The organism is Nonomuraea fastidiosa (assembly GCF_042751225.1).
Taxonomy (GTDB): Bacteria; Actinomycetota; Actinomycetes; order Streptosporangiales; family Streptosporangiaceae; genus Nonomuraea; species Nonomuraea fastidiosa.
In genome coordinates, this window is sequence record NZ_CP170570.1 from 2,033,607 (window position 1) to 2,057,175 (window position 23,569).

Below are 23,569 nucleotides of genomic sequence, written 5' to 3' on the forward strand. Positions count from 1 at the left end.
GCTCTCGCACCATATGAGTGACTCCGGTCACATCCTACGGTGACCGGCATGGCCACTTCCATCAAGAAGATCGTCGCCGCGAGCCTGATCGGCACCACCATCGAGTGGTACGACTTCTTCCTGTACGGCTCGGCAGCCGCCCTGGTGTTCAACAAGCTCTTCTTCCCCGAGTCCGACCCGCTGACCGGCACGCTGCTGTCGTTCCTCACCTACGCGGTCGGCTTCGTCGCCCGCCCGCTCGGCGGCCTGGTCTTCGGCCACTTCGGCGACCGGGTCGGCCGCAAGACGCTGCTGGTCGTCAGCCTGCTGATGATGGGCACGGCGACGTTCCTCATCGGCTGCCTGCCGACGTACGAGACGCTGGGCCCCGCCGCCGCGCTGGTGCTGACGGCGCTGCGGCTGGTGCAGGGCTTCGCGCTCGGCGGCGAGTGGGGCGGCGCGGTGCTGATCGTCTCCGAGCACGGCGACACGGCGCGGCGCGGCTTCTGGGCCTCGTGGCCGCAGGCCGGTGCGCCGGGCGGCAACCTACTGGCCACCGGCGTGCTGGCGGCCCTCGCGGCCCTGCAGTCGGACGAGGCGTTCCTGTCATGGGGGTGGCGGGTGCCGTTCCTGCTGTCGGGCGTACTGGTGCTGCTCGGCCTGTGGATCCGGCTGACGATCAGCGAGTCGCCGGTCTTCCAGGCGGCGCCGCCGGAGCCGCGCGCCCCGATCGTCGGGGTGCTGCGCCACCACGCCAAGGACGTGGTGATCGCGATCGGCGCCCGGCTCGCCGAGAACATCTCCTTCTACCTGCTGACCGTCTTCGTCATCACGTACGCGACGCAGAGCGGCGTGGACAACTCGACCGTGCTGAACGCGGTGCTGGTCTCCTCGGCCATCCACTTCGTGACGATCCCGATGTGGGGCTCGCTGTCGGACCGGCTGGGCCGCCGCCCGCTCTACCTCGCCGGCGCGGCCGGCATCGGGGTGTGGATCTTCGCGTTCTTCCCGCTGGTCGGCACCGGCAACTTCTGGGTCATCACGCCGGCGGTCACCGTCGGCCTGCTCTTCCACGGCATGATGTACGGCCCGCAGGCGGCGTTCTTCTCTGAGCTGTTCGGCACCAGGACCCGCTACACCGGCGTGTCGATCGGCGCGCAGCTGTCGGCCATCGTGGCCGGGGCGCTGGCCCCGATCATCGCCGTGGCCCTGCTGCGCGAGTTCGGCAGCAGCGTGCCCATCTCCCTCTACCTCGCGCTCGCGGCGGTGCTCACGCTGGCCGCCGTGTACGCGGCGCGCGAAACTCGGGGCAGCGACCTCGCGGAAAGGATCACCACGCGATGAAGGTCACCACTTCACGGCTCACCCAGCACGTCATGACCGTCGAGGGCAGGGACACCGGCGCGCCGGTGCTGTTCGTGCACGGCAACGTCTCCTCGTCGGCGTTCTGGCGCGACACCCTGCCGGCGGTGCCGGACGGCTTCCGCCCGCTGGCGGTGGACCTGCGGGGCTTCGGCGACAGCGACCCCGCGCCGATCGACGCGACCAGGGGCGTGCGCGACTGGTCCGACGACCTCATCGAGCTGATCGAGGCGCTGGGGCTGGACGGCGTGCACCTGGTCGGCTGGAGCCTGGGCGGCGGCGTGGTGCTGCAGCTCCTGCGTGACCGGCCGTCCCTCGTCGCGAGCGTCACGCTGGTCAACCCGGTCTCCCCGTACGGCTGGGGCGGCACCGAGGGTCCCGATGGGCGGCTGACGCACGCGGACGGCACCGGCTCGGGCGCGGGCGCGGCCAGCCCCGACTTCGTGGCCAGGCTCAAGGCCGGCGACCTGTCGGAGGAGTCGCCCACGTCGCCGCGGAACGTCTTCAGGTCCACGTACGTCAAGAACCCGGTCCCCGACGAGGACTTCTACCTGCGCTCGATGCTGACCACCCGCGTCGGCGAGTCGAACTACCCCGGTGACGCGGTCGCCTCCGACGCCTGGCCGGGCGTCGCGCCGGGCAAGACCGGCGTGCTGAACGCCATCTCCCCCGTCTACTTCCGGCTCGACGACCTGCACGAGATCGACCCCAAGCCGCCCATCCTGTGGATCAGGGGCGCCGACGACGTGATCGTCTCCGACACCTCGCTGCTCGACCTCGCCCACCTGGGACAGATCGGCGCGGTGCCCGGCTCCCCCGGCACGCCCGCGCAGCCCATGGTGACGCAGATGCGGGCGGCGCTGGAGCGCTATGGCGACTACCGCGAGGTGGTGCTGGACGACTGCGGCCACAGCCCGCACATCGAGCGCCCCGAGGACTTCCGTCGCGTGCTGGCCGAGCACCTCGGGGAGGCGTAGATGTTCGTCGCGCTCACGTTAGTGGCGGGTCTGCTCACGCCCCTGCAGGCGGCGCCGCAGCTCACCGTGCCGGGCGCCGAGCACGCGGTGGTCGCCAGGCTGGACGACCTCACCACGGCGGGCACGGTCGCGAGCGGCCACACCGACCCCGACGACTGGGCGGGCCTGCACTCGGCCGCCACCGTCAACCCCACCGGCGTGCCCGGCGTGCAGATCGACGGCTACTTCCCCGACACCTCCACCGGCAACACCACCCACGGCTGGAACCACGACTCCCAGTTCGTGATCAGGCTGCCCGAGAAGTGGAACGGCGGCCTCGTCGTCAGCGGCACGCCGGGCAACAGGGAGCAGTACGCCAACGACTACACGATCTCCGACTGGGTGCTGTCGAAGGGCTACGCGTTCGCCGCCACCGACAAGGGCAACGTGGGCGTGGACTTCCACCTCGATGGCCGCCGCCCGGGCGACGCCATCGCCGAGTGGAACGACCGGCTCACCCAGCTCACGGTCGCCGCCAAGGCCGTGGTCAAGCGCCACTACGGCAGGTCGCCCAGGCGCACGTTCGCGGCCGGCATCTCCAACGGCGGCTACCTGGTCAGGTGGCAGCTGGAGAACCGCGGGTGGCTGTACGACGGCGGCGTGGACTGGGAGGGCACGCTCTGGCGGCTCAAGGGCGACAACCTGCTGAACTTCCTGCCGGAGGCGCTGAAGGCGTACCCGGACGAGGCGGGAGTGCGGGCGGCCGGGTTCGCGGCGGGCTCGGAGTTCCTGTGGCCGTTCCACCGCGACTACTACTGGGAGCTGACCCAGGAGCTCTACCAGAAGGAGCTGGACCCCTCCTACACGGGCGCGCCCGCCGACTACGACTACGACGCGCGCCGCCCCTACGCGGCCATGGCGAAGATCGCGCTGACCGGCCGCATCACCAAGCCGCTGATCACGCTGCACGGCACGCTCGACACGCTGCTGCCCATCTCGCGCGACTCCGACGTGTACGCGAAGATGGTCGGCCCGCACCGCCCCTTCCGCTATCACCGCATCGAGGGCGGCAACCATCTCGACAGCCTCGTCGACGTCTATCCCGACCGGCTCAAGCCCATGCTGCCGGCCTTCAGAAGCGCCTTCGAGGAGCTGGAGCGCTGGGTCAGTCGGTGAGATAGCGGTGGCCGCCCGCGCGCGCCAGACGCACGATGTGGCGCGCGCCGGGCAGCCTCCTGCCGATCCTGTGCAGCACCGTGTCGCGGCCCATGGGCGAGCGCTGGGGGTCGGCCGCGGCGGCCGGCCTGGCCTCGACCTTGCCGCGGCGCATCTCCAGCGCGAAGCGCAGCCCGACCTCCTCGTCGGCCGAGCGCAGCCAGCACGTCCACGAGCCGGGACCGAGGTGCTCGACGCCCGGCAGCAGCCGCTTGACCGGCACCTTGGCGACGAGCTGGCCCGCGAGCCTGCCCGGCACCCCGGCCTCGACCAGGGCGGGCGCGCACACCTCGCGGGCCCGCTTGCCGGTGCCGCGCATCACCAGCTCCAGCGGCGGGCCGCCGCTCGGCGGCACGTACGGCACCGGCAGCACCACGTACGCGTGCCCGCCGATGTGCTTGACCTCCACGCCCGGCGAGACCAGCGCGATCGACTCGGAGAACGAGCGCGGCTCCACGGCCAGGCCCAGCTCGCCCTGGTCGCTCCAGCACGGCACCACCAGCCGCATCCTGGGCCGCTGTGCCAGCACGCCCAGGCAGTTGAGCGGCCCGTCCGGCCTGCTGACCCGGCTCCTCGCCTGGTTGGCGCCCGAGAACATGCGCACGTGCACCTCCCACTGGCCGGGCCGCAGCGGCTCGCCCAGCGCGGCCTGGGTGACGTCCAGCCGGGTCTCGGCCTTGATGCGCACCCGCATCTTGCGCCGGCCGTCCTCGATGCGCTCCACCTCCTGGGTCAGCGGCAGGAAGTGCACCAGGCCGGTCTCGGCGTGCCGGACGTACAGTTCGACCCGGGCCCGCTCGACCGCGTCGGTGATGTCGGTGATGTCGTCGGGCAGCTTCCTGGTGTCGAGGACGCGCGGGGGGATCCAGTGCAGACGGTCGCCGTCCACCCGGTAGCGGTCGGGCGTGCCGTCGCCGGTCACGACCTCCACGGTCACGCCGAGCACCAGCACGTGGGCGTCCCAGCGCACCTCGGTGAGGTCGGCGCGCAGCCCGGCCTTCTTGGTGGCGTTCGCCATGAGCACGATCTGGTCGAGGCGGCCCGCGCGCACGTACGCGGCGACCAGCCGGAGCTGCACCGGCAGGTGGCGGTCGAGGCGCTCGGGGAAGCGCCGCTCGGTCAGCTCCTGCGCCACCCGGAACAGGGCGCCGCGATCGATGGAGGAGTCGGCGAACTTGCTGGTCATCAGCGGGCGCAGCACGGCCGTGCGGAACCAGTGGGCGTAGACGCGGTCGCGCTGGCGGCCCTCGCCGAGGTACTTGTCGACGTCGTCGAGCAGCCGGTGCAGCTCCTTGACGATGGCCCTCGGGTCCTCCTCGGCGCGCCGCCGCTCCCCCAGGTGGCAGCAGACGTGCTCGGCCAGCACCGCGATGACCTTGGCGTGCAGGTACGCCCGCGTCACGAACGCCTGCTCGCCCATGCGGCCGCCCGGCACCGGAAAGCCCAGCTCGTGCTCCTCAAGGAAGGCGCGGCGGTAGAGCTGCTGCGGGACGAGCACGGTCAGCAGCCGGTCGCGCAGGATGTCGGCGCGTGAGGTGCCGCGCTCGAAGGCGGTCATCGGCGGGCCCCAGTCGCGCACCAGGCGGCCCACCAGCACGTCGGCGTCGCTCTCCACGGCGCGCTCGTACATGCGGGCCAGCGCGTCCTTCTCCAGCCGGTCACCCTGGCCGAGGAAGAAGACGTAGTCACCGGCCGCCGCGGCGAGCCCCACGTTGCGCCCGCGCATGGGCGAGCCCGTGTGCGGCAGGTGGAGCGCGCGAACGTTCTGCCTGATCGCGGCGATGGCGTCGAGGCGCTCGGCGATCCCGTCCGTGGACCCGTCGTCCACGAAGATCACTTCGTATGCGTCCGCGGGCATCGTCTGCTCCAGTGTGGAGCGGATGCACGCGTCGGCGGTGTCACCCGGATTGTGGACATCGACGATCACACTGACCTTCAGACCCATGCGGCCAGCGTGCGCCCGTATACAGGATCAGGCGCGACGGCTTGCCGATTGGAGAAGGAAAGTTGACCCGTTAATACCAACCCCGGGACTGAGAGTGGGCCCACGCGGCGCAGGGCGTGCCGTAGCGGCCCTTGATGTAGCCGAGGCCCCACTTGATCTGGGTGGCGGCGTTGAACTGCCAGTCGCTGCCCGCGCTGGCCATCTTGCTGCCCGGCAGGGACTGCGGGATGCCGTACGCGCCGGAGTAGCGGTTCATCGCCCGCTCGTTCCAGCCGCTCTCCTTCTGCCAGAGGCGCTCCAGGCAGCCCCACTGATCCTGGCCGAACCCGAACGAGGCCAGCATGCTCTTCGCGGTGGCCTTGTTGCTGCCCGGCGAGGGGGTGCTGCCGGGCGGGAAGTTCTGGGCGGGGTAGCCGTCACCGCCGGGGGCGCGCTTGGGGATGATCCAGTCGAGGTCCTTGCCCGCCGCGCCGGAGCGCTTCTTCTTGAGCTGGTCGGCCCGGTACGCCTGCTCCGCCTCGGCCTTGAGCAGGTCCGCCTTGGGGTCGGGGGCGTAGAGGTCGCCACTGGCCAGACGGCCGAGGTCCTCCACGGTGAAGGACTGCTTGGGTTCGTTGGCGTTCTGCACGGCGCGGTAGGCGACGAAGCCGCCACCGCCGGCGACGACGGCCACCGAGAGCACGGCGATGATCACCCGCTTGGGGGTGAGGCGCGAAGACCGGCGCCTCGGCGGAAGGTCTTCCTTCGGGGGGCGCTCTTTCAGCTTCGGACCGGGGCTCACGATGGATGAGCTTGCCCTGACCTAGGGGGTGCTCCGCAACCGAAACACGGGAATTGCTTGCCGTAAATTTCACCAACCACCAGGTTGACTCCCGATTTCCGAAATATTGTGACCTTGGTCACAGAGTCGTCACCCGTTGGACAGATGGCCGTCACGGACGGAAACACGTGCTCAACCAGAGTGCGGTTCTTATTGATCTTGTCTAGGACATGTCACAGTTCGGTGACACAACCCGTGCAATCAGGACATGGAATAATAATGTGCGCGTGGCTGGCATCCTCCTTGTAGAAGACGATCCCTCGGTGCGCACGGCTCTCGAGCTGGCGCTGACCCGGCAGGGACACTCCGTCACGTCGTACGCGACGGGCGAGGAGGCCCTCGACCACATCAGAGCCCGCCGTCCTGAGATCGCGATACTCGACGTCATGCTGCCCGGCATCGACGGCGTCGAGGTGTGCCGCCGCGTCCGCAAGCTCGACCAGCTCCCCGTCATCCTGCTCACCGCGCGCGGCGACGACCTGGACATCGTGGTGGGCCTGGAAGCCGGCGCCGACGACTACGTGGTCAAACCGGTCGAGCCGCGCGTCCTCGACGCCCGCATCCGCGCCGTGCTGCGCAGGGCCGAGTCGGCCGCCTCCGACCGCATCACGTTCGGCGAGCTCGTGATCGACAGGGGCGCGCTGAAGGTGACGCTGTCCGGCAAGGAGATCCACCTGACGCCGACCGAGCTGCGGCTGCTGCTGGAGCTCGTCCGCCACCCCGGGCAGGTGCTCAACCGCCGCTACCTGCTGCGCGCCGTCTGGGACCACACCCACATCGCCGACTCGCGCCTGGTGGACGCCTGCGTGCAGCGCATCAGGGCGAAGATCGAGCCCAAGCCCGGCGAGCCCGTCTTCATCCACACGGTGCGCGGCTTCGGCTACCGCTTCAACCCGCCGTGATCTCCCTCCTCCGCCGGCTCCCCCGTCTTCTCAGGCCCACCGGGCTGCGCGGCCGTCTGGTCATCACCTTCACCCTCGTCGCCGTCGGCGCGGCCCTGCTGGTCGCGACCATCGGGTACGAGCTGGCCAAGACCGCGCTCGTCACCAGGGCCGAGACCACCGCGCTCGACCTGGTGACCAGGGAGCTGAGCGGCATCACCTTCCCCGTCGGCGAGCTCAGGCCGGGCGAGGCCCCGCCGACCCAGCGCGACCTCGAACGCGTGGCGCACGCGCTCGGCGGCCCAGGGCGCAGCGTGTTCGTCGAGTACCGCAACATGCTCGCCGCCGAGGGCCCGCTGTCGATGAGCGACGTGCCCAACGAGCTGTACGGCCGGGCCAAGCAGAGCGTCGTCACCCAGCGCAAGTACATCCACGACGAGCTCTACCTCATCGTCGGGGCCGAGGTCTACCGGGAGAACGCCGGGGTGCCCGAGGCCACGGGGCTGCGCGCGTTCGCGTTCTTCCCCATGCACGACGACGAGGCGCAGCTCGCCACCCTGCGCAACACGCTGGCCAGGACGAGCCTGGTCATCGTGGTCATCGCGCTGGTCGTGGCGCTGCTGTCGGCCCGCCAGGTGCTGCTGCCGGTACGCCGCCTCAGCGCCGCCGCCAAGGCTCTCGGCGAGGGCAGGCTGGACACCCGCCTGCCCGTACACGGCCACGACGAGCTGGCCGGGCTGACCGCGCAGTTCAACGACGCCGCGGCCGCGCTGGAGCTGAGCGTGGCCGAGCTGCGCTCGCTTGAGGCCATGTCGCGAAGGTTCGTGGCCGACGTCTCTCACGAGCTGCGCACGCCGCTGACCGCGATGACGGCCGTGGCCGACGTGCTCTCGGAGGAGGCCGAGCACCTGCCCGAGGCGCCCGCCGAGGCCGTCAGGCTGGTGCTCAGGGAGGTCGAACGGCTGCGCGAGCTGGTCGAGCACCTCATCGAGGTCAGCCGCTTCGACGCCGGTACCGCCACGCTCAACCTGGAGCCGGTCAACGTGGCCGACAGCATCGCCGACTGCCTGGAGGTGCGCGGCTGGACCGACCAGGTGACGGTCAAGGCGTCACAGGGCTTGACCGCCAACCTCGACCCCAGCAGGTTCGACGTCATCGTGGCCAACTTGGTCGGCAACGCGCTCAAGCACGGCCTGCCCCCGGTGATCGTCACCGCCAGGGCCACGGAGAACGGCCTGGAGGTGAAGGTGCGCGACCACGGCAAGGGCATCCCGCCTGAGGCGCTGCCGCACGTCTTCGACCGCTTCTTCAAGGCGGGCGCCGGCCGCGCCCGCAGCCAGGGCAGCGGGCTCGGCCTGTCCATCGCCCGCTCGAACGTGCTGCTGCACGGCGGCACGATCTCCGTACGCCCCCAGAACCCCGGCACTCTCTTCACCGTCTGGCTACCGCACTCATGAAGATTCTCCGTGCCCTCACCATCGTGACCCTGCTGGCCGGGACGGCGGCCTGCGGCATCTCCCCCACCGACGTCCAGGACCGCGGCAACGCCCCCACCGCGAAGATCCCGCCGCCCTCCAAGACCATCTACCTCATCAGGGACGGCAAGCTCACGCTGGAGCCGGCCGACGTCGAGGACGACACCGTGGACAGCCTGCTCGGCGCGCTCTTCGACGCCTCGAGGAAGCCGCTGCTCGACGGGCGGGACACCGCGCTGCGCGGGTTCACGTACCTGCGGACCAAGAACTCCATCAACCCGCCGCAGCGGGACGAGATCCAGCTCCCGCGCACCTCGACGCTGACCGTCTACATCAGCGGCGAGGGCACGCTCACCAGGATCGGCATCGCGCAGATCGTGTGCACCGCGCAGCAGGACGCGGCGTTCGAGCAGGTGAAGATCGTGCGCCAGAACCCACACCGCCCCCCGAAGCTCGAGGGGCGGTTCACGTGCGGCGCGCTCAAATGATCACATGGTGATGTCTTCGAGCATCTCCGTGACCAGCGCGGCGATCGGCGAGCGCTCGGACCTGGTCAGCGTGACGTGGGCGAAGAGCGGGTGGCCCTTCAGCTTCTCCACCACCGCGACCACGCCGTCGTGCCGGCCGACCCGCAGGTTGTCGCGCTGGGCCACGTCGTGGGTGAGCACCACCCGCGAGTTGGCGCCGATACGGCTCAGCACCGTGAGCAGCACCCCGCGCTCAAGCGACTGCGCCTCGTCCACGATCACGAACGCGTCGTGCAGCGACCGGCCCCGGATGTGCGTGAGCGGAAGCACCTCCAGCATGCCCCGATCCAGCACCTCCTCGATCACCTCGGGCGAGGTGATCGCGCCGAGCGTGTCGTAGACCGCCTGCGCCCACGGGCCCATCTTCTCGCCCTCGGTGCCGGGCAGATAACCGAGCTCCTGCCCGCCGACCGCGTAGATCGGGCGGAAGACGACGACCTTGCGGTGCTGGCGGCGCTCCAGGACCGCCTCGAGACCCGCGCACAGCGCCAGCGCCGACTTGCCGGTACCGGCCCTGCCGCCCAGCGACACGATGCCGATCTCCGGGTCCATCAGCAGTTCGAGCGCGATGCGCTGCTCGGCGGAGCGGCCGTGCAATCCGAAGACCTCGCGGTCGCCGCGCACCAGCCGTACGGACTTGTCCGGCTGCACCCGGCCGAGCGCCGAGCCCTTGGCCGACAGCAGCCGCAGGCCGGTGTGCGTGGGCAGGTCTCTGGCCTCCTCCAGGTCCGCGGTGCCCGCTTCGAAGAGCGTCTCGACGTCCTCGGCGGTCACCTGGATCTCGGCCATGCCCGTCCAGCCCGATTCGTGCACCAATTCGGCGCGGTACTCCTCGGCCGCCAGGCCGATCGAGGCGGCCTTGACCCGCATCGGCAGGTCCTTGGAGACGAGGACGACGTCGCAACCCTCGCTGGCCAGCGAGCGGGCCACGGTGAGGATGCGCGTGTCGTTGTCGCCCAAACGGAATCCCGCGGGCAAGATGGATGGGTCGCTGTGGTTGAGCTCAACCCTGATCGTGCCGTCCCCCGTGGGCATCGGCTCGTCCAGCCTGCCGTACTGGACACGCAGATCGTCGAGGTAGCGAAGAGCCTTCCTCGCGAAGTAGCCGAGCTCCGGATGGTGCCGCTTACCTTCCAGCTCCGTGATGACCACGATCGGAAGGACGACGTCGTGCTCGGCGAACCTGGTCATGGCCGCCGGGTCGGCCAGCAGGACCGACGTGTCCAGCACGTACGTGCGCTTGGCCGGCTGGTGGTTAGGGTTGATCGAGGACACTGCCACACGTTCTCCCCCGGGCGCCCATTGGTGCGGGCACCCTGCAGACGAGGTGGGAATCGGACCGGACCCGCGTCCCCGACCGCTCTTCGCCGTCGGCGCCGGAGTCCGGCCCCCTCGGCAAGTGATGGTGCAAAGGCGGGCCCTCTCCGAAATGTCCGACCTGTGACCGGACATTTCCAACGTTACGTCCTGGATACCCGATTGTCGCGTCAGGAACCGTAACGTCGGTGTCTCGCAGCGTAGTCGCGCAGCGCCCGCAGGAAATCGACCTTGCGGAAGTCCGGCCAGTAGGCCTCGTGGAAGTAGAACTCAGAATGAGCGCTCTGCCAGAGCATGAAGCCGGACAGGCGCTGCTCGCCCGAGGTCCGGATGAGGAGGTCCGGGTCGGGCTGGCCGCGAGTGTAGAGATGCTCCGCGATGTGCTCCACATCGAGCACCTCGACGAGGTCCTCGATGCTCGCTCCCTTGCTCGCATGCTCTTGGAGCAGTGAGCGCACCGCATCGGCAATCTCACGCCTTCCTCCATACCCAACTGCAACGTTCACAATCAGGCCTGGACGGTGTGATGACGCTTCTTTTGCATTCTTCAGGACATTCGCCGTGCGGTCAGGGAGCAGATCGAGCGCGCCGACCGGGATGATCCGCCAGCCCTCGGCCACCAGCTCCTGCGTCACGTCCTCGATGATGCGCAGCAGCGGCTCCAGCTCCTCCTTGGGCCGGTTGAGGTTGTCGTTGGAGAGCATCCAGACCGTGACCACCTCGACGCCGGTGTCACGGCACCAGGTGAGCAGCTCGGAGATCTTGTCGGCGCCCTTGCGGTGGCCGGAGGAGACGTCCTGGAAGCCCATGGCACGAGCCCACCGGCGGTTGCCGTCGATGATGACCCCGACGTGCCGAGGGATGCTGTCCTTCGACAGCTTGGCCTCCAGCCGGCGTTCGTACAGCCGGTAGACCAGATCGCGCAGGCCCACGGAGCGCCCTCCCCAGCGTTCGGTCTTTCATGCCCTAACAGGCAATTATCACCGCGAAACGCCCGTGCCTGCTCCGTCTCTCCGATTCCTCACCATATCTCTACCTGCCATGCACCCTTCCGCCTCATTCAGCAGCTCGCGCACGAACGCCGACAGCTCAGACGAGGTCAGCACCGCGCGCGTGCCGACGCCCGAGGCGGCCCACGCCTCGACGTACGCCCGGCGGGTCAGCCGCCACTCCCCTCGCCCCGACTGCCAGACCGGGATCGTCCTGAGCTGGCAGCGCAGCTCGCCGCCCGGCAGGCCGCACCTGGTGCGGTAGCGGAAGGAGAACAGCTCGCCGTCGGGCTCGTCGCCCGGGAAACGGTCGTCGGGGTCTTCCCAGCGCCGCGCCGCGCCCCTGCCCGCGCGGGCCTCCTCGACGCCCCGTGCCAGCCGGGCCAGGAACCAGCCGCAGCGCTCGCCCACGCTGCCGTAGGGGGTGCCGTCTCGGTGCAGCTCAAGGGTGACCTCGTACGGCGTGCCGACGCTGTCGGTGCACGCGACAGGAGTGACGGTCAGGTACGAGCCGTCGACACAACGTAGTCCTCCCATCCCCTCACAGTTTCCGGCGGAATGCCCGCTAAACCCTGCCCTGCCTGCGCCGATGGACGGCCTCTGGGGCGTGCGCCGGCTTCCGGGCGGACGCCCGCGAGGCCGGGGTGCCCGTGTGCCGGGCGGACGCCCGCGAGGCCGGGTGCCCGTGTGCCGGGCGGAGGTCTGTCAGAGCGCGCGTCCGCGCAGGCCGGGCAGGCGGGACCACCAGGGCCTTCTCCGCTCGTCCTCGGGGAACGTCCTGCCGCGCTCCCTGAGCCAGGCGGCGAAGTCGTCGGCGTCGGTGCGGTAGTTGGGCGGGGGCTCGGTCCTGGCACGCGCGTACGCGGCGAACTCGGCCGCGAGGTCGGGGCCCGCCGCCTCGGCCGCGTCCGGACGGAGCTTGGCGACGATGGCGCGCCGCTTGGCCAGCAGGCTGTGGGCCTGGACCCGCATCCGTTCCGGGTCGAACCCGGCCGGCGGCTCGCCTCCGGCCACGAGCGCCGCCACCACGCGCCCTTGCCGCTCCGCCAGCGCCGCCCGCGCCGCGTCCGCCGAGTGCGCCGAGTGCGCCGAGTGCGCCTGATCCGCGCCCTGACCCGCGCCCTGGGCTGCGCTCTGCCCCACGCCCTGACCCGCGCCCTGGGCTGCGTCTCCCGCAGGCGCTTGCCCCGCGCCCGGCGCCGCGCCGCCCGCACGGGCCTGTCCCCCGCCCAACGCCGCGTTCTGCGGGGGCTCCGGGGTCGGGGGCTTCGTGGCGGGCTGGGACAGGGGTGGGCGCGGGGTCATCGGCGGGCTCCGGCCGCGGCCATCGCCGTCCTGATCCTGGCCAGCTCATCGGCCAGCACGGCGTCGCTGGGGTAGTCGTCGTCCCACTCCAGCAGCACCCCGGGCGGGGTGGTCCGCACGCACAGCTCGGTCAGCAGGTCGAGCACGGCCTGAGGGGCCTCCGTGGTGTGGGTGTCGTGCCAGATCCCGTGGGCCTCGTAGCCGCCGCCGACGTGCACGTACGTCAGGTGCTCCAGCGGCAGCACGTCCAGCGCCGCCACGGCGGGCAGGCCCAGGTTGACCTCGTTGTTGTAGAGATTGGCCACGTCGATGAGCAGCCCCACCCCCGTGGCCTCCACCAGCTCGGCCAGGAACTGCGCCTCGGTCAGCTCGTCTTCGGGCCAGCCGAAGATCGCGGCGACGTTCTCCAGGGCGAGCGGCACGGGCAGGGCGTCCTGGGCGCGGCGCACGTTCTCGATGACGACCCGCAGCGAGTCGCGGGTGCGCGGCACCGGCAGCAGGTGCCCGGCCTCGATGCCGCCGCCGCGTACGAACGCCAGATGCTCGCTGACCAGCGGCGACCCCAGCGCCTCCGCGCAGGCGGCCAGGTGGGCGAGCCGGGCGGGGTCGGGTGGTGCGGCGTCGCCGATCCCGAGCGAGACGCCGTGCGGGATCACCGGCAGGCCCCTCTCCCGCAGCTTCAGTAAGGACTCCGGCAGGTCGGCCGGCCAGACGTTCTCGGCGACCACTTCGACGAAGTCGACGCCTTCCATGCGCTCGATCGTCAGATCCAGCTCCGACCGCCAGCCGATGCCCACACCCAGCCGGTCCATCGTGACCTCCTCGCCCCCGCTCATCTGGTCTTCTCCCCTTTCGTCGTTACGCGCCGGGCCCCGCGCCTCCCGCGGGGGCCCGGCATGCCTCACGGGCTGTCGTGCCGCGGTCATCAGCCTCCGCCGCCGCCCCAGCCGAAGGTGCTACGGGTGTGCGTGTGGCGGTAGTCGTAGCCGCCGTAGGTGTAGCCGGTGCAGCCGCTGATGAGGAGCCTGCCGGCGGCGCGGTGCCGCCGTCGTTCCTTGCGCCGGGACCGCTGGAGCTCCCGGCTCACGACGCTGCCGGGCAGCGCGGATGCCCTTGAGCGCGACCGCCAGGAGCTCTTCGTCGGAGCCCGTCTCCGCTCGCCGTGCCGCCGCCAGGGCCGCCCGGCCCGACGGAGTGACCGGGGCCCGCATGTACCGCCGGTGACCGCGGAGCGCGACCCACGCGGCCACGGCGGTGCCCCCGAAGACGAGCAGGGCGATCAGGCCGTACGTGCTGGGCGCGCCGAACAGCCGCAGCAGCCAGGCGCGCGATCGCGGTCTCGGCGGCACGTTCAGGGCCGCCCGCCAGGTACGCCAGCTCGTAGACGTCCAGCTCCCGATGGCCGGACTGGGCGGCGGAACCCCCGCGTGCGATCCGCCGCCGGGCGGCGGCCGCCGCGGCGGCGACGATCCCTGTCGCCACCGCGGTCAACAGCAAGAACAGGTTCATGAACGACCTCCCTCGTGCGGCCGATCAGCGTCATGTCCGACGACACGACTCCTGCGTCGCGCACCGCGTTCAGCAGCCTCCGCCGCCGCAACCGCCACCACCACAGCCGCCGCCACCGCTCGACGAGCCGCCGCCGCAGCTCGACGTACCGATGCCGCAGGTTCCTGTCCCGGGCATGGTCGTTTGGCTGTAGGGCACGGCGCCGTAGCCGTAGCTCGCGCTCCCGTACCGGCTACGGGTGAGCCTGCCGGCCCGCCGGGACGAGGGCTGCTTGACGCTGCGCTGCCGAGGCGGTGTCCGCCGGAGCTCCACGCGCAGCCGGGTGTCGCGCACCGCGGTCACGCCCTGGAGCGCGACGGACACGGGCTCGTCGCGGTGTCGTCCCCCCGCCGTGCCGCCGCCAGGGCCGCCCGGCCCGACGGAGTGACCGGGGCCCGCATGTACCGCCGGTGACCGCGGAGCGCGACCCACGCGGCCACGGCGGTGCCCCCGAAGACGAGCAGGGCGAACAGCGCGTACGTGCTGGGCGCGCCGAACAGCCGCACCAGCGTGACGACGACGCCCGCGAGCGCCGCCACGCCCGCCCAGAGCAGCAGGCGGCTCCACCCGCGCAGCAGCGCCTTGGATCCGTCCGTCAGGAGCAGCCCCTCCCCCGACAGGCTCTTTCCGAGTTCCTGGACGGCCACGCTGCGCGCCACCTCCTGCTTCAGCGCGGCCACCGTCAGCCCGGACCGGCGTGCGACGACTCCGGCGACGGCCTCCTCGACGGGGTCGCCGTCCATCCGGCCGGCCTTGACCTTGTGCACGCGCCCGCTGCTGGCAAGGCGCGCCGCGCCGATGCTCACCAGGCGCGCGATCACGGTCTCCGCGGCCCGCTCGGGGCCGCCCGCCAGGTACGCCAGTTCGTAGCAGGTCAGGTTCCGGTAGGAGGATTCGGCGCGGGCCCCCGAGTGCGCGATCCTCCACCGGGCGGCCGCAGCGGCTGCGACGACGATCGCGACGGCCACCGCGGCGAGCAGCAGGAACAGGTTCATGAACGACCTCCCTCGTGCGGTCGATCAGCGTCATGTCCTGACATGACTCCTGCTTCGCACGGTAAGAGACTCGTCCGGCCTAACGGGGGTTTTGCTCCTTTAGCTCGCCGCCTTCACACTTCCGTCGTCACCGTCGAGCCGCTTCTGAGACGCGGAGGAAGCCGTGTGGCCGGAGGGAAAGCCGCGCGGTCCGGCGCCGGGGGCGCGCCGCGTCGTGGCACGCGACGCGAAGCCGGCCCGCCACCCACGGGAGGGCTCGGAGCGCGCCGCGTCGTGGCTCCGGCCCGCCATCATCTCCGGACACACGAACGGCGCCGGCCGTTACAAGAGCGGCCCGGACACGCGAACAGCGCCGACCGTTGCAAGAGCGGCCCGGACACGCGAACGGCGCCGGCCGTTGCGAGGGCGGCCGGCGCCGTTCGTGGTCCCGGCAGGGTGCGCCTCAGCGGCGGGGCCCCTGCCGGGGACCGGAATCAGCCGAGGCGATCGAGCAGGGCGTGGTACTCGTCCCACAGCTCCTTGGGCAGGTGATCGCCGAACTTCTCGAAGTGGGCCGGGATCAGCGCAGCCTCTTCGCGCCAGACGTCCTTGTCGACGGTCAGCAGCGTGCGCAGGTCCTCTTCGGACAGGTCCAGGCCCTCGGTGTCGAGGTCGGCGGGCAGCAGCCCGATCGGCGTGGGCGAGGCCTTGGCCTCGCCGTTGAGGCGCTCCACGATCCACTTGAGCACCCGGCTGTTCTCACCGAAGCCCGGCCATATGAACCTGCCTTCGGCGTTCTTGCGGAACCAGTTGACGTAGTAGATGCGCGGCAGCTTGGCTCCGGGTCGGCGGCCGATCTCCAGCCAGTGGCCGAAGTAGTCGCCCATGTTGTAGCCGCAGAACGGCAGCATCGCGAACGGGTCGTACCGCAGTTCGCCGACCTTGCCCTCGGCGGCGGCGGTCTTCTCGGAGGCGACGTTGGCTCCGAGGAAGACGCCGTGCTGCCAGCTCAGCGACTCCGTCACCAGGGGCACGGCGGTGGCGCGCCGGCCTCCGAAGAGGATCGCCGAGATGGGCACGCCCTTGGGGTCCTGCCATTCCGGTGCGATGGTGGGGCACTGGGAGGCAGGGGTGGTGAAGCGGGCGTTCGGGTGGGCGGCGGGCTCGTCGCTGTCGGGCGTCCAGTCGCGGCCCCGCCAGTCGATCAGGTGCGCGGGCGGCTTCTCGGTGAGCCCCTCCCACCAGACGTCGCCGTCGTCGGTGAGCGCGACGTTGGTGAAGATGCTGTTGCCCCAGAGCGTCTTGATCGCGTTGGCGTTGGTGACCTCGCCGGTGCCGGGAGCGACGCCGAAGAAGCCGGCCTCCGGGTTGATCGCGTAGAGGCGGCCGTCCTCGCCGAAGCGCATCCAGGCGATGTCGTCGCCGATCGTCTCGACCTTCCAGCCTGGGATGGTCGGCTGCAGCATGGCGAGGTTGGTCTTGCCGCAGGCGCTCGGGAAGGCGGCGGCGATGTAGCGGACCTCGCCCGACGGCGGGGTGAGCTTGAGAATGAGCATGTGCTCGGCGAGCCAGCCCTCGTCGCGGGCCATGACGCTGGCGATGCGCAGGGCGTAGCACTTCTTGCCGAGCAGCGCGTTGCCGCCGTAGCCGGAGCCGTAGGACCAGATCTCGCGGGTCTCGGGGAAGTGGCTGATGTACTTGGTCGAGTTGCACGGCCAGGGCACGTCCTTCTGGCCGGGCTCGAGCGGAGCGCCCACGGAGTGCACGGCCTTGACGAAGTCGCCGCGCTCCTCGATGAGCCGCAGCGCCCTGTCGCCCATGCGGGTCATGATGCGCATGGAGACGGCGACGTACGCGGAGTCGGTGATCTCGACGCCGAGCTGGGAGATCTCGCCGCCGAGCGGACCCATGCAGAACGGGACGACGTACATGGTCCTGCCGCGCATGCAGCCCTTGAACAGCTCGCCGAACGTGCGGCGCATCTCGTCGGGGGCGATCCAGTTGTTGGTCGGCCCCGCGTCCTCCTCGCGCTCGGAGCAGATGAACGTGCGGTCCTCGACCCTGGCCACGTCGCTGGGGTCGGACTTGGCGTAGAAGCTGTTGGGCCGGGCGGCGAGACGCGTGAACGTCCCCTGCTCGACGAGAAGGTTGGTGAGCCGCGTCCACTCTTCCTCGGACCCGTCGCACCAATGGACGCGGTCGGGCCGGGTAAGTGCGGCTATCTCGTTCACCCACGCCGCCAATTTCTTATTGGTGGTGGGCGCGGTTACTTCTACGGAAACGGACACGACGCTGACTCCTCCACTCTCCCAGGGCCACGTCATCATTAACGACGAAGCGGCTTTCACGCCAATTGGCATAGACCTGTGGTCCAGGACGTCGCCGCAGGCAGCGGCCCTGACGATTGGGGGAGCCTACCCAAACGGAGGAGATTTAAAAGAGCGATTTTCCGGGCAGTGGTCCAAACCAATCAGGCTGGTCTAAACCAATTTCCGGAGTGGTTTAGTCCATTCGCCGGCCCGTTTCCGCTGGAGGGTCTCAGGAATTGATGTCGGGGCCCGCGGCGCGAACGCGGTCGACGTGCTGAAGCGCCTCTCTCAGATCGGCGAGCCACGTGTCGGTGTGTCGCCCGACGAGCCGTACGCACCAGGCGAGCGCGTCGCTGCGGCTTCTTGCCACGCCGGCGGCCACGAGCGTGTCGAGCACCTGGCGCTCGGCCTGGCGCAGACGGGTCATGACGGGCACGGAGAGTGTGGTGAACATCACAGTCTCGCCGCCGCACACCACGCCCCAGGACACCTTCTGGCGGAACTTGTGCTCCGCCTCCCTGGCGATCTCGATGCGCCGCTCCCTGGTCTCCTCCCTGAAGCGGCGGACGAGGCCGTCGATGAGCGCGGCCCGCTCGGCCTCGGGCACGTCCTGCGGCGGGTCGGGGAGCGTGCCGATGACCGCGATCTCCTCGCGGTCGATGATGATCTCGGGGACGCCGGTGAACCAGTCGCCGGGCAGCCGTCCGGCGAACCACCCGCGCACCTGCGCCGTGACGTCATCTGTTGCCATGTAATCAACATTACATGCTTGCGTCGTGCTCGGGCAGGAGGAACGGAGGTCTTTCCCGGGCGGGTTTCAGTCGGCGGACCCGCGGCCACCGCGACGGGGCCGGGTCGCTCTCATGCGTGACCCGCGGCCCCCGCAACGGGACCGGGTTTCGTCAGCGGACCTTCGCGGCGGCGATGGGGCTGACCCGGACGACGCCGGCCAGGTTCCGGGTGTTCACCGGGACGATCTTCACGACGTCTCCGGTACGCGGCGCATGCAGCATTTTCCCGTTACCCCAATAAATCGCCACATGGGAAATGTAATCGGGATTTGTCGGGTCGTTCCGCCAGAACAGCAGGTCCCCCGGCTGCGCCTGCTCCAACGGCACCTGCGGCCCCGTCACCCACTGCTGGTGGGTCACGCGCGGCATGCGCACCCCGGCCTGCGCGTAGGCCCACTGCACGAGCCCCGAGCAGTCGAAGGAGTCAGGGCCCTCGGCGCCCCACACGTACGGACGCCCCAGCTTCGACGCCGCCGCCCTGAGCGCCGTCGTGAGCTGCTCGCCCGTCATGAACGACCCTGCGGGCCAGTTCTGGGTCACCTGCTGCTTCGGCTGCGGCAGCACCGGGTTGACCAGCGCGATCTGGGTGCCCTTGGGCAACCGCGCGAGGATGCGCTTGCGCAGCACGTCGGAGTCGGCCTTCGGGGCGCTGACGATGAGCGCGTTGTCGCGGGGCAGGCCCAGGCGGCGGCCCACGTCCTTGGAGACGACGGCGTCCACGGCGCCGAAGCCGGTGGTGGCGTACGCGCCGACCCGCAACTGCAGCGACGAACCGGCCCAGACGCGCCTGTGCAGCGCGAGACCGCCGTCGTTGCCCAGCACGAACGACACGGCCACATCGCCGGCCGCGATGTTCTGCCACAGCGCGTCGGATGCGGCGGTCACCTTGGGCGTGTAGGAGCGGAACGTGGACGGGTTGACCGCCAGCGTCTGCACCCGCTTGCCGTCCAGCATGATCGAGGCCGCGTCGGCCAGCTCAAGGGCCCGCACACCTGGCACCTTGGCGACCCGCTCCAGCATCTCCTGGGTGAACGGCTTGCGGGTGAGCACGAACAGGTTGGGTTTGTGCAGCTTGCGCAGCGGCGCGACCGGCTGCACGGCCGCCGCCGTCTGCGTCGGCGTCGCCTGAGCACGCTGGGGCCGCTTTTGGGCCAGCAGCGACTGCTTCGGCATGGCGCGCGGCGCCTCGGGCTCCATGAGGCCCTCGGGCTGCGCGAGTAACAGCACGTCGGCGGTCAGCACCGCGACCAGCGCCACCACGATGAACGGCACCAGCCTCGTCGTGTTACGCCTCCTGCGGCTCCGCACCAGGAAGCTGAGATCCTGGCGGATTCCCGACCCATGCGAAAACACCGCCGGGCCAGCGGGGACCCGGCGGTCGTCGTGCGGTGGTGTCAGTTGCCGATGTACGGCACAGCCTCGAGGATCTCGACGGTGTTCTGCCGTCCGTTGGGCAGGGAGTAGGTGGCCTTCTCCCCGATCTTCTTGCCGTTGATCGCCGCCCCGAGGGGGGACTTGGGCGAGTAGACATCGATCGGCGCTCCGCTCTCCTCGCGGGAGGCGAGCAGGAAGGTCACCTCTTCGTCGTCGCCGACGAACCGGATGGTCACGGTCATGCCGGGGCCGACGACGCCTTCGGTCTTGGGGGCCTCTCCCACCCGAGCGTTGTCGAGGAGTTGCCTGAGGTGGAAGATCCGGGCCTCCATCTTGCCCTGCTCGTCCTTGGCGGCGTGGTAGCCGCCGTTCTCACGCAGGTCGCCCTCTTCCCGAGCGGCCTCGATCTTCTTGGCGATGTCGACGCGCCCGGGACCAGAGAGATATTCGTACTCCGCCTTCAGGCGGTCGTACGCCTCCTGCGTCAGCCATGTGACGTTCTCATCGCGAGAGTCGGCCACGGGTTCTCCTTGCTTGCCTAGGGGGCCCTGAGATCACTTGAGGTTACGTACGGTTGAATTGCGAAAGGCTAACAAGTCAACCGCCCGAACGCTTCCCCAAATGTCTCACTATACGAGATTGCAGTACTGGATGTGGACGGAAGTCGCCTGACCGCTCGTGTCGAGGCTTTCCTTGAGCTGCTTACTACCCTCACCAGCCGGGATTCTTACTTCCTTGCTGCCCACTTCCGCATGATCGACGTCCAGCGCCCTGATCCGGCAGACGGCCACCCTATCGTCGGGCTTGTAGACCTCAAAGGTGATCTCCGCGCGCGTCGGGCTGATGATCTCGAACGCGACCACCTGCGACGGCGCCTCCGACCCGCCCGACGTCATCGACCACATCACGTAGCCCCACCCGCCCGCGATGATGGCCACCAGCACGCCGATCACCACGTGGACGACGAGCCGGCCGCCCTTCCTGGGCCGATCTGGGAAGTCGTCGGGCGTGCCGAGGACTGGACCGTCCCCGGCATCTCTGGTGACCATGGCGGAATCTCCCTGCACTCCCTCGGCGTTATCCGAGACAATTGTCGCCCGCGAGGGGTGTGCCCTCGCGACCGCCCAGCAGAAACTAACCTCTCTGGGCGAGTGACCGGTCCGTGACTGAGGAGCTTCGAGCCCGTGAGTGCACCGTTGAGGCTGATGGCCGTACACGCCCACCCCGATGACGAGTCGAGCAAGGGCGCCGCCACGATGGCGCGCTATGCGCGCGAGGGTGTGGAAGTTCTGGTCTGTACGTGCACGGGCGGTGAGCGCGGATCCGTGCTCAACAAGAAGATGGACCGGCCCGAGATCGTGGCCAACATCGCCGAGGTGCGCAAGGCGGAGATGGCCAAGGCGCGTGAGATCCTCGGCGTGCAGCAGCGTTTCCTGGGCTTCGTCGACTCCGGGCTGCCGGAGAGCGAGGACGAGGCGCTGCCGGAGGGCTGCTTCGCCGTGCAGAAGCTGGAGGACGCGGCGGCGCCGCTGGTGGCCGCGGTCAGGGAGTTCCGCCCGCACGTGATCATCACGTACGACGACGACGGCGGCTACCCGCACCCCGACCACATCATGACCAACCGGGTCTCGGTGGAGGCGTTCGAGGCGGCCGGCGACCCCGACCGCTACCCGGGCACCGGCGAGCCGTGGCAGCCGCTCAAGCTCTACTACCACATGGGCTTCACCAAGGAGCGCTTCGAGGCGCTGCACGAGGCCATGATGGAGCGCGGCCTCGGCTCCCCGTACGCCGACTGGATCGCCCGCTGGGAGGACCGCCCGGCCAAGTGGCCGGTCACCACCCGCGTGCCGTGCGGCGACTACTTCGAGATCCGCGACCAGGCCCTGCTGGCGCACGCCACCCAGGTCGACCCCGATGACGGCTTCTGGTTCGTCTGCCCGCGCGAGCTGCAGCAGGAGATCTGGCCGACCGAGGACTACCACCTGGCGCGCTCGCTGGTCGAGACCTCGCTGCCCGAGGACGACCTGTTCGCCGGCATCCACGCCGACGAGGTCGAACCGGCCTGCCACTGACCGGACCACCGCATCCCGGTGGCAGACTGGAGTCGTGACCGTTCTAGCAGCAGGTGAAGTCAGCCCGGGTCTGCTCGGGTTCGTCGTCGTGGCCCTGCTCGGCTTCGCGCTCTATTGGCTGATCAAGTCGATGAACAAGCAGATGTCGAAGATCGAGGTGCCGCGCGAGGACGAGCAGGCCGCAGGCGGGGCCGAGACCTCGAAGGCGGAGACCGCGGGGGCCAAGGCGGGCGCCAAGGGCGACGCCAAGGCCGGGCCGAAGAAGGCCGACGGCAAGGCCGGGTCGTAGATGACCCACGAGATCGTCGACAACACCGCGGAGAGCCGCTTCGAGATCCACGTGGACGGGGAGGTCGCCGGCTTCGTCGCCTATCGCCTGCTGCCCACCAAGATCATTTTCCTGCACACCGAGATCAAGCCCGCCTACGAGGGCAAGGGGCTGGCCTCCGCGCTGGTCGCTCACGCCCTGCGGGCCGGCGCCGACGCGGGGCTGAAGGTCAAGCCGGAGTGCCCGTACGTCGCCCGCTACATCGAGCGCCACCCCGAGTTTCAGGAGCTCGTCGACGGCTAGGCCGGGTCAGCGGTCGCCCCAGGCGAGCCTGAGCGCCCTGGGCAGGCCCCACCAGCCCAGCGGGGTCAGGGCGTTGTCGGCGTCCACGATGCCGAGCAGCGCCCACATGCTCACCACCGACGTGAACAGCTCCTCGACGGTGCGCAGCTCGTCCTCGTCCAGCACGTCGCCCTCGGCCTTCTCCGCCTCGGCGATCAACTGCGCGATCCGCTCGGGCGATGCCGACGCGCCCGGCCCCGTCCTGACCAGCTCGCCCACCCCGGTCAGCCAGTCGCCGTGCTGGAGCGCGCAGATGTTGGCCAGCGCGATGTCCTCCTCGCTCAGCTCACCGTCGAGGTCGATGAACTCCTCCAGCGTGTCCTCGTCCTCCGGCAGGTCGCCGAGCGGCCGCACCAGGCCCGCCGCGACCATCAGCCAGAGCAGCCCGTCGTCGTCGGGCATCGGCCGGTCGTCCAGCCCGGAGCAGGCCCGCAGCACGTTCGCCGGGTAGCCGGGCATGACCAGCAGCGCGCGCAGCCTGGCCGCCGCCTCCGCCAGCTCCCCCACCGGCGCCTCCGGCTGCACGGGCAGCTTGGCGAGTACGCCGCGCAGCTCCGTCAGCGCGATCTCGTCCTCGACCCGCGAGTCCTGCAGCAGCTCCTGGTCCTTCTCGTCGATGACCACGTCACTCGGCACCCGGCCGTCGGGCTGCGGCGTGCGCAGCCAGCGTTCTTGAAGGTCCTCGTACGCCGTGCGCGCCTCGGCGTCGCCGGCCGCCAGCGCGTCGGGGTCGATCTCCCCCGCCGCGACCTTGTCCTCCAGGTAGGCGACCAGCTTCGCGTGCATCTCGGTCGCCACCGGCCCGCGCTCGTCCTCCTCGGGCCAGATGAAGTACGAGGGCGTCAGGACGATCGGCTCGGTGCCGGTGGACTCGACCCAGCGCTGCACGTCCCCCGCCGTCGCCAGACCCGCCTCGACGGCGCTGAGCGTTCTTCTGGCGGACTCCCAGAAGGGAGGGGACAGGGGGTTGCCCGCCGCTTCCATGGCGCGCCGCAGATCGGGCAGAGCCACGAGGGCCACGCCGGAGGGCACGGCGAGCAGGGCGCGCGCCACGTCCCGGCGGGTGACGGCCGTCACGGGGCGGCCGGCATGCGTGCAGACGTACTCGATATCCACCCCT

Annotated in this window: 24 protein-coding genes; 9 read left to right on the plus strand and 15 right to left on the minus strand. The window is 70.4% G+C overall.

Going from position 1 to position 23,569, the window contains the following annotated elements:
* The first annotated feature begins 48 nt into the window (after positions 1 to 48).
* The 3 genes from ACFMQL_RS09125 to ACFMQL_RS09135 are packed head-to-tail and all read left to right on the plus strand — an operon-like array spanning position 49 to position 3,473.
* Positions 49 to 1,323 carry an MFS transporter gene (locus tag ACFMQL_RS09125; protein ID WP_364068827.1) on the plus strand — a complete coding sequence of 425 codons (1,275 nt, stop codon included), beginning with the start codon at positions 49 to 51 and terminating at the stop codon, positions 1,321 to 1,323.
* On the plus strand, positions 1,320 to 2,318 hold the full coding sequence (locus tag ACFMQL_RS09130) for an alpha/beta hydrolase (protein ID WP_364068825.1): 999 nt from the start codon (positions 1,320 to 1,322) through the stop codon (positions 2,316 to 2,318). Before ACFMQL_RS09125 ends, ACFMQL_RS09130 begins: the two co-directional genes overlap by 4 nt.
* Positions 2,319 to 3,473, plus strand: a complete 1,155-nt coding sequence (locus ACFMQL_RS09135) for an alpha/beta hydrolase family protein (RefSeq protein WP_378785230.1) — start codon at positions 2,319 to 2,321, stop codon at positions 3,471 to 3,473. It abuts the gene before it with no gap.
* Here the strand turns inward: ACFMQL_RS09135 and ACFMQL_RS09140 are convergent.
* Both ACFMQL_RS09140 and ACFMQL_RS09145 read right to left on the minus strand, forming a co-directional pair.
* On the minus strand, positions 3,463 to 5,457 hold the full coding sequence (locus ACFMQL_RS09140) for a glycosyltransferase (protein WP_364068821.1): 1,995 nt from the start codon (positions 5,455 to 5,457) through the stop codon (positions 3,463 to 3,465). The genes ACFMQL_RS09135 and ACFMQL_RS09140 overlap by 11 nt on opposite strands.
* Positions 5,458 to 5,527: 70 nt before the next feature.
* On the minus strand, positions 5,528 to 6,151 hold the full coding sequence (locus tag ACFMQL_RS09145) for a lytic transglycosylase domain-containing protein (RefSeq protein ID WP_378785231.1): 624 nt from the start codon (positions 6,149 to 6,151) through the stop codon (positions 5,528 to 5,530).
* A 353-nt stretch (positions 6,152 to 6,504) separates the two neighbouring features.
* On the opposite strand from ACFMQL_RS09145, the gene ACFMQL_RS09150 reads away from it, so the two are divergent.
* From ACFMQL_RS09150 to ACFMQL_RS09160, 3 genes are read left to right on the plus strand one after another with little or no spacing between them, the layout of a single operon-like run.
* Positions 6,505 to 7,179 (plus strand): response regulator transcription factor, encoded by a 675-nt coding sequence (locus tag ACFMQL_RS09150; protein ID WP_364068817.1) that lies wholly within the window; start codon positions 6,505 to 6,507, stop codon positions 7,177 to 7,179.
* Positions 7,176 to 8,615 (plus strand): HAMP domain-containing sensor histidine kinase, encoded by a 1,440-nt coding sequence (locus ACFMQL_RS09155; RefSeq protein WP_364068815.1) that lies wholly within the window; start codon positions 7,176 to 7,178, stop codon positions 8,613 to 8,615. Before ACFMQL_RS09150 ends, ACFMQL_RS09155 begins: the two co-directional genes overlap by 4 nt.
* On the plus strand, positions 8,612 to 9,121 hold the full coding sequence (locus tag ACFMQL_RS09160; protein ID WP_364068813.1) for a hypothetical protein: 510 nt from the start codon (positions 8,612 to 8,614) through the stop codon (positions 9,119 to 9,121). The genes ACFMQL_RS09155 and ACFMQL_RS09160 overlap by 4 nt, the downstream gene beginning before the upstream one ends.
* Here the strand turns inward: ACFMQL_RS09160 and ACFMQL_RS09165 are convergent, their stop codons facing one another.
* The 12 genes from ACFMQL_RS09165 to ACFMQL_RS09220 form a co-directional block, all read right to left on the minus strand.
* Positions 9,122 to 10,441, minus strand: a complete 1,320-nt coding sequence (locus ACFMQL_RS09165) for a PhoH family protein (RefSeq protein WP_364068811.1) — start codon at positions 10,439 to 10,441, stop codon at positions 9,122 to 9,124.
* A gap of 206 nt (positions 10,442 to 10,647) precedes the next feature.
* Complete coding sequence (locus ACFMQL_RS09170) at positions 10,648 to 11,409, minus strand: isoprenyl transferase (RefSeq protein WP_364068809.1); 762 nt, start codon at positions 11,407 to 11,409, stop codon at positions 10,648 to 10,650.
* Positions 11,410 to 11,457: 48 nt separating this feature from the next.
* Complete coding sequence (locus tag ACFMQL_RS09175) at positions 11,458 to 12,003, minus strand: hypothetical protein (RefSeq protein WP_364068807.1); 546 nt, start codon at positions 12,001 to 12,003, stop codon at positions 11,458 to 11,460.
* 168 nt (positions 12,004 to 12,171) lie between these two features.
* A complete protein-coding gene (locus tag ACFMQL_RS09180; protein WP_378785233.1) occupies positions 12,172 to 12,609 on the minus strand; it encodes a hypothetical protein in 438 nt (145 codons plus the stop codon).
* Between the two features lie 158 nt (positions 12,610 to 12,767).
* Positions 12,768 to 13,607: a DUF692 domain-containing protein gene (locus ACFMQL_RS09185; RefSeq protein WP_364068803.1), complete on the minus strand. Its 840-nt coding sequence runs from the start codon at positions 13,605 to 13,607 to the stop codon at positions 12,768 to 12,770.
* Between the two features lie 89 nt (positions 13,608 to 13,696).
* Positions 13,697 to 13,858 carry a hypothetical protein gene (locus ACFMQL_RS09190; protein WP_364068801.1) on the minus strand — a complete coding sequence of 54 codons (162 nt, stop codon included), beginning with the start codon at positions 13,856 to 13,858 and terminating at the stop codon, positions 13,697 to 13,699.
* Positions 13,859 to 14,618: 760 nt separating this feature from the next.
* Positions 14,619 to 15,314 carry a TIGR04222 domain-containing membrane protein gene (locus ACFMQL_RS09195; RefSeq protein ID WP_378785236.1) on the minus strand — a complete coding sequence of 232 codons (696 nt, stop codon included), beginning with the start codon at positions 15,312 to 15,314 and terminating at the stop codon, positions 14,619 to 14,621.
* Positions 15,315 to 15,787: 473 nt separating this feature from the next.
* Positions 15,788 to 17,617, minus strand: a complete 1,830-nt coding sequence (locus ACFMQL_RS09200; RefSeq protein ID WP_364069126.1) for a phosphoenolpyruvate carboxykinase (GTP) — start codon at positions 17,615 to 17,617, stop codon at positions 15,788 to 15,790.
* Positions 17,618 to 17,831: 214 nt separating this feature from the next.
* Positions 17,832 to 18,353 carry a hypothetical protein gene (locus tag ACFMQL_RS09205; protein WP_364068797.1) on the minus strand — a complete coding sequence of 174 codons (522 nt, stop codon included), beginning with the start codon at positions 18,351 to 18,353 and terminating at the stop codon, positions 17,832 to 17,834.
* 151 nt (positions 18,354 to 18,504) lie between these two features.
* On the minus strand, positions 18,505 to 19,665 hold the full coding sequence (locus tag ACFMQL_RS09210) for a C40 family peptidase (protein ID WP_378785238.1): 1,161 nt from the start codon (positions 19,663 to 19,665) through the stop codon (positions 18,505 to 18,507).
* 122 nt (positions 19,666 to 19,787) lie between these two features.
* Positions 19,788 to 20,288: a transcription elongation factor GreA gene (gene greA, locus ACFMQL_RS09215; protein ID WP_364068793.1), complete on the minus strand. Its 501-nt coding sequence runs from the start codon at positions 20,286 to 20,288 to the stop codon at positions 19,788 to 19,790.
* A gap of 108 nt (positions 20,289 to 20,396) precedes the next feature.
* A complete protein-coding gene (locus tag ACFMQL_RS09220) occupies positions 20,397 to 20,816 on the minus strand; it encodes a DUF4307 domain-containing protein (protein WP_364068791.1) in 420 nt (139 codons plus the stop codon).
* 135 nt (positions 20,817 to 20,951) lie between these two features.
* Here ACFMQL_RS09220 and mca point away from each other — a divergent pair, with 135 nt between their 5' ends.
* From mca to ACFMQL_RS09235, 3 genes are read left to right on the plus strand one after another with little or no spacing between them, the layout of a single operon-like run.
* Positions 20,952 to 21,839 carry a mycothiol conjugate amidase Mca gene (gene mca, locus ACFMQL_RS09225; protein ID WP_364068789.1) on the plus strand — a complete coding sequence of 296 codons (888 nt, stop codon included), beginning with the start codon at positions 20,952 to 20,954 and terminating at the stop codon, positions 21,837 to 21,839.
* A gap of 34 nt (positions 21,840 to 21,873) precedes the next feature.
* On the plus strand, positions 21,874 to 22,128 hold the full coding sequence (locus ACFMQL_RS09230) for a hypothetical protein (RefSeq protein WP_364068787.1): 255 nt from the start codon (positions 21,874 to 21,876) through the stop codon (positions 22,126 to 22,128).
* A complete protein-coding gene (locus ACFMQL_RS09235) occupies positions 22,129 to 22,410 on the plus strand; it encodes a GNAT family N-acetyltransferase (protein ID WP_364068785.1) in 282 nt (93 codons plus the stop codon). It begins immediately after the preceding gene.
* A gap of 6 nt (positions 22,411 to 22,416) precedes the next feature.
* Here ACFMQL_RS09235 and ACFMQL_RS09240 read toward each other — a convergent pair whose 3' ends face one another.
* The gene (locus ACFMQL_RS09240; protein WP_378785241.1) at positions 22,417 to 23,565 is read right to left on the minus strand and encodes a hypothetical protein; all 1,149 of its coding nucleotides are present in this window, start codon (positions 23,563 to 23,565) and stop codon (positions 22,417 to 22,419) included.
* Between the last annotated feature and the right edge of the window lie 4 nt (positions 23,566 to 23,569).

Excerpts from the sequence above, each read along its gene's own strand:
- ACFMQL_RS09125 (WP_364068827.1), top strand. The coding sequence starts at position 49 with ATGGCCACTTCCATCAAGAAGATCGTCGCCGCGAGCCTGATCGGCACC.
- ACFMQL_RS09130 (WP_364068825.1), top strand. The coding sequence starts at position 1,320 with ATGAAGGTCACCACTTCACGGCTCACCCAGCACGTCATGACCGTCGAG.
- ACFMQL_RS09135 (WP_378785230.1), top strand. The coding sequence starts at position 2,319 with ATGTTCGTCGCGCTCACGTTAGTGGCGGGTCTGCTCACGCCCCTGCAG.
- ACFMQL_RS09140 (WP_364068821.1), bottom strand. The coding sequence starts at position 5,457 with ATGGGTCTGAAGGTCAGTGTGATCGTCGATGTCCACAATCCGGGTGAC.
- ACFMQL_RS09160 (WP_364068813.1), top strand. The coding sequence starts at position 8,612 with ATGAAGATTCTCCGTGCCCTCACCATCGTGACCCTGCTGGCCGGGACG.
- ACFMQL_RS09175 (WP_364068807.1), bottom strand. The coding sequence starts at position 12,003 with ATGGGAGGACTACGTTGTGTCGACGGCTCGTACCTGACCGTCACTCCT.
- ACFMQL_RS09185 (WP_364068803.1), bottom strand. The coding sequence starts at position 13,607 with ATGAGCGGGGGCGAGGAGGTCACGATGGACCGGCTGGGTGTGGGCATC.
- ACFMQL_RS09195 (WP_378785236.1), bottom strand. The coding sequence starts at position 15,314 with ATGAACCTGTTCCTGCTGCTCGCCGCGGTGGCCGTCGCGATCGTCGTC.
- ACFMQL_RS09200 (WP_364069126.1), bottom strand. The coding sequence starts at position 17,617 with ATGACGTGGCCCTGGGAGAGTGGAGGAGTCAGCGTCGTGTCCGTTTCC.
- ACFMQL_RS09205 (WP_364068797.1), bottom strand. The coding sequence starts at position 18,353 with ATGGCAACAGATGACGTCACGGCGCAGGTGCGCGGGTGGTTCGCCGGA.
- ACFMQL_RS09220 (WP_364068791.1), bottom strand. The coding sequence starts at position 20,816 with ATGGTCACCAGAGATGCCGGGGACGGTCCAGTCCTCGGCACGCCCGAC.
- ACFMQL_RS09235 (WP_364068785.1), top strand. The coding sequence starts at position 22,129 with ATGACCCACGAGATCGTCGACAACACCGCGGAGAGCCGCTTCGAGATC.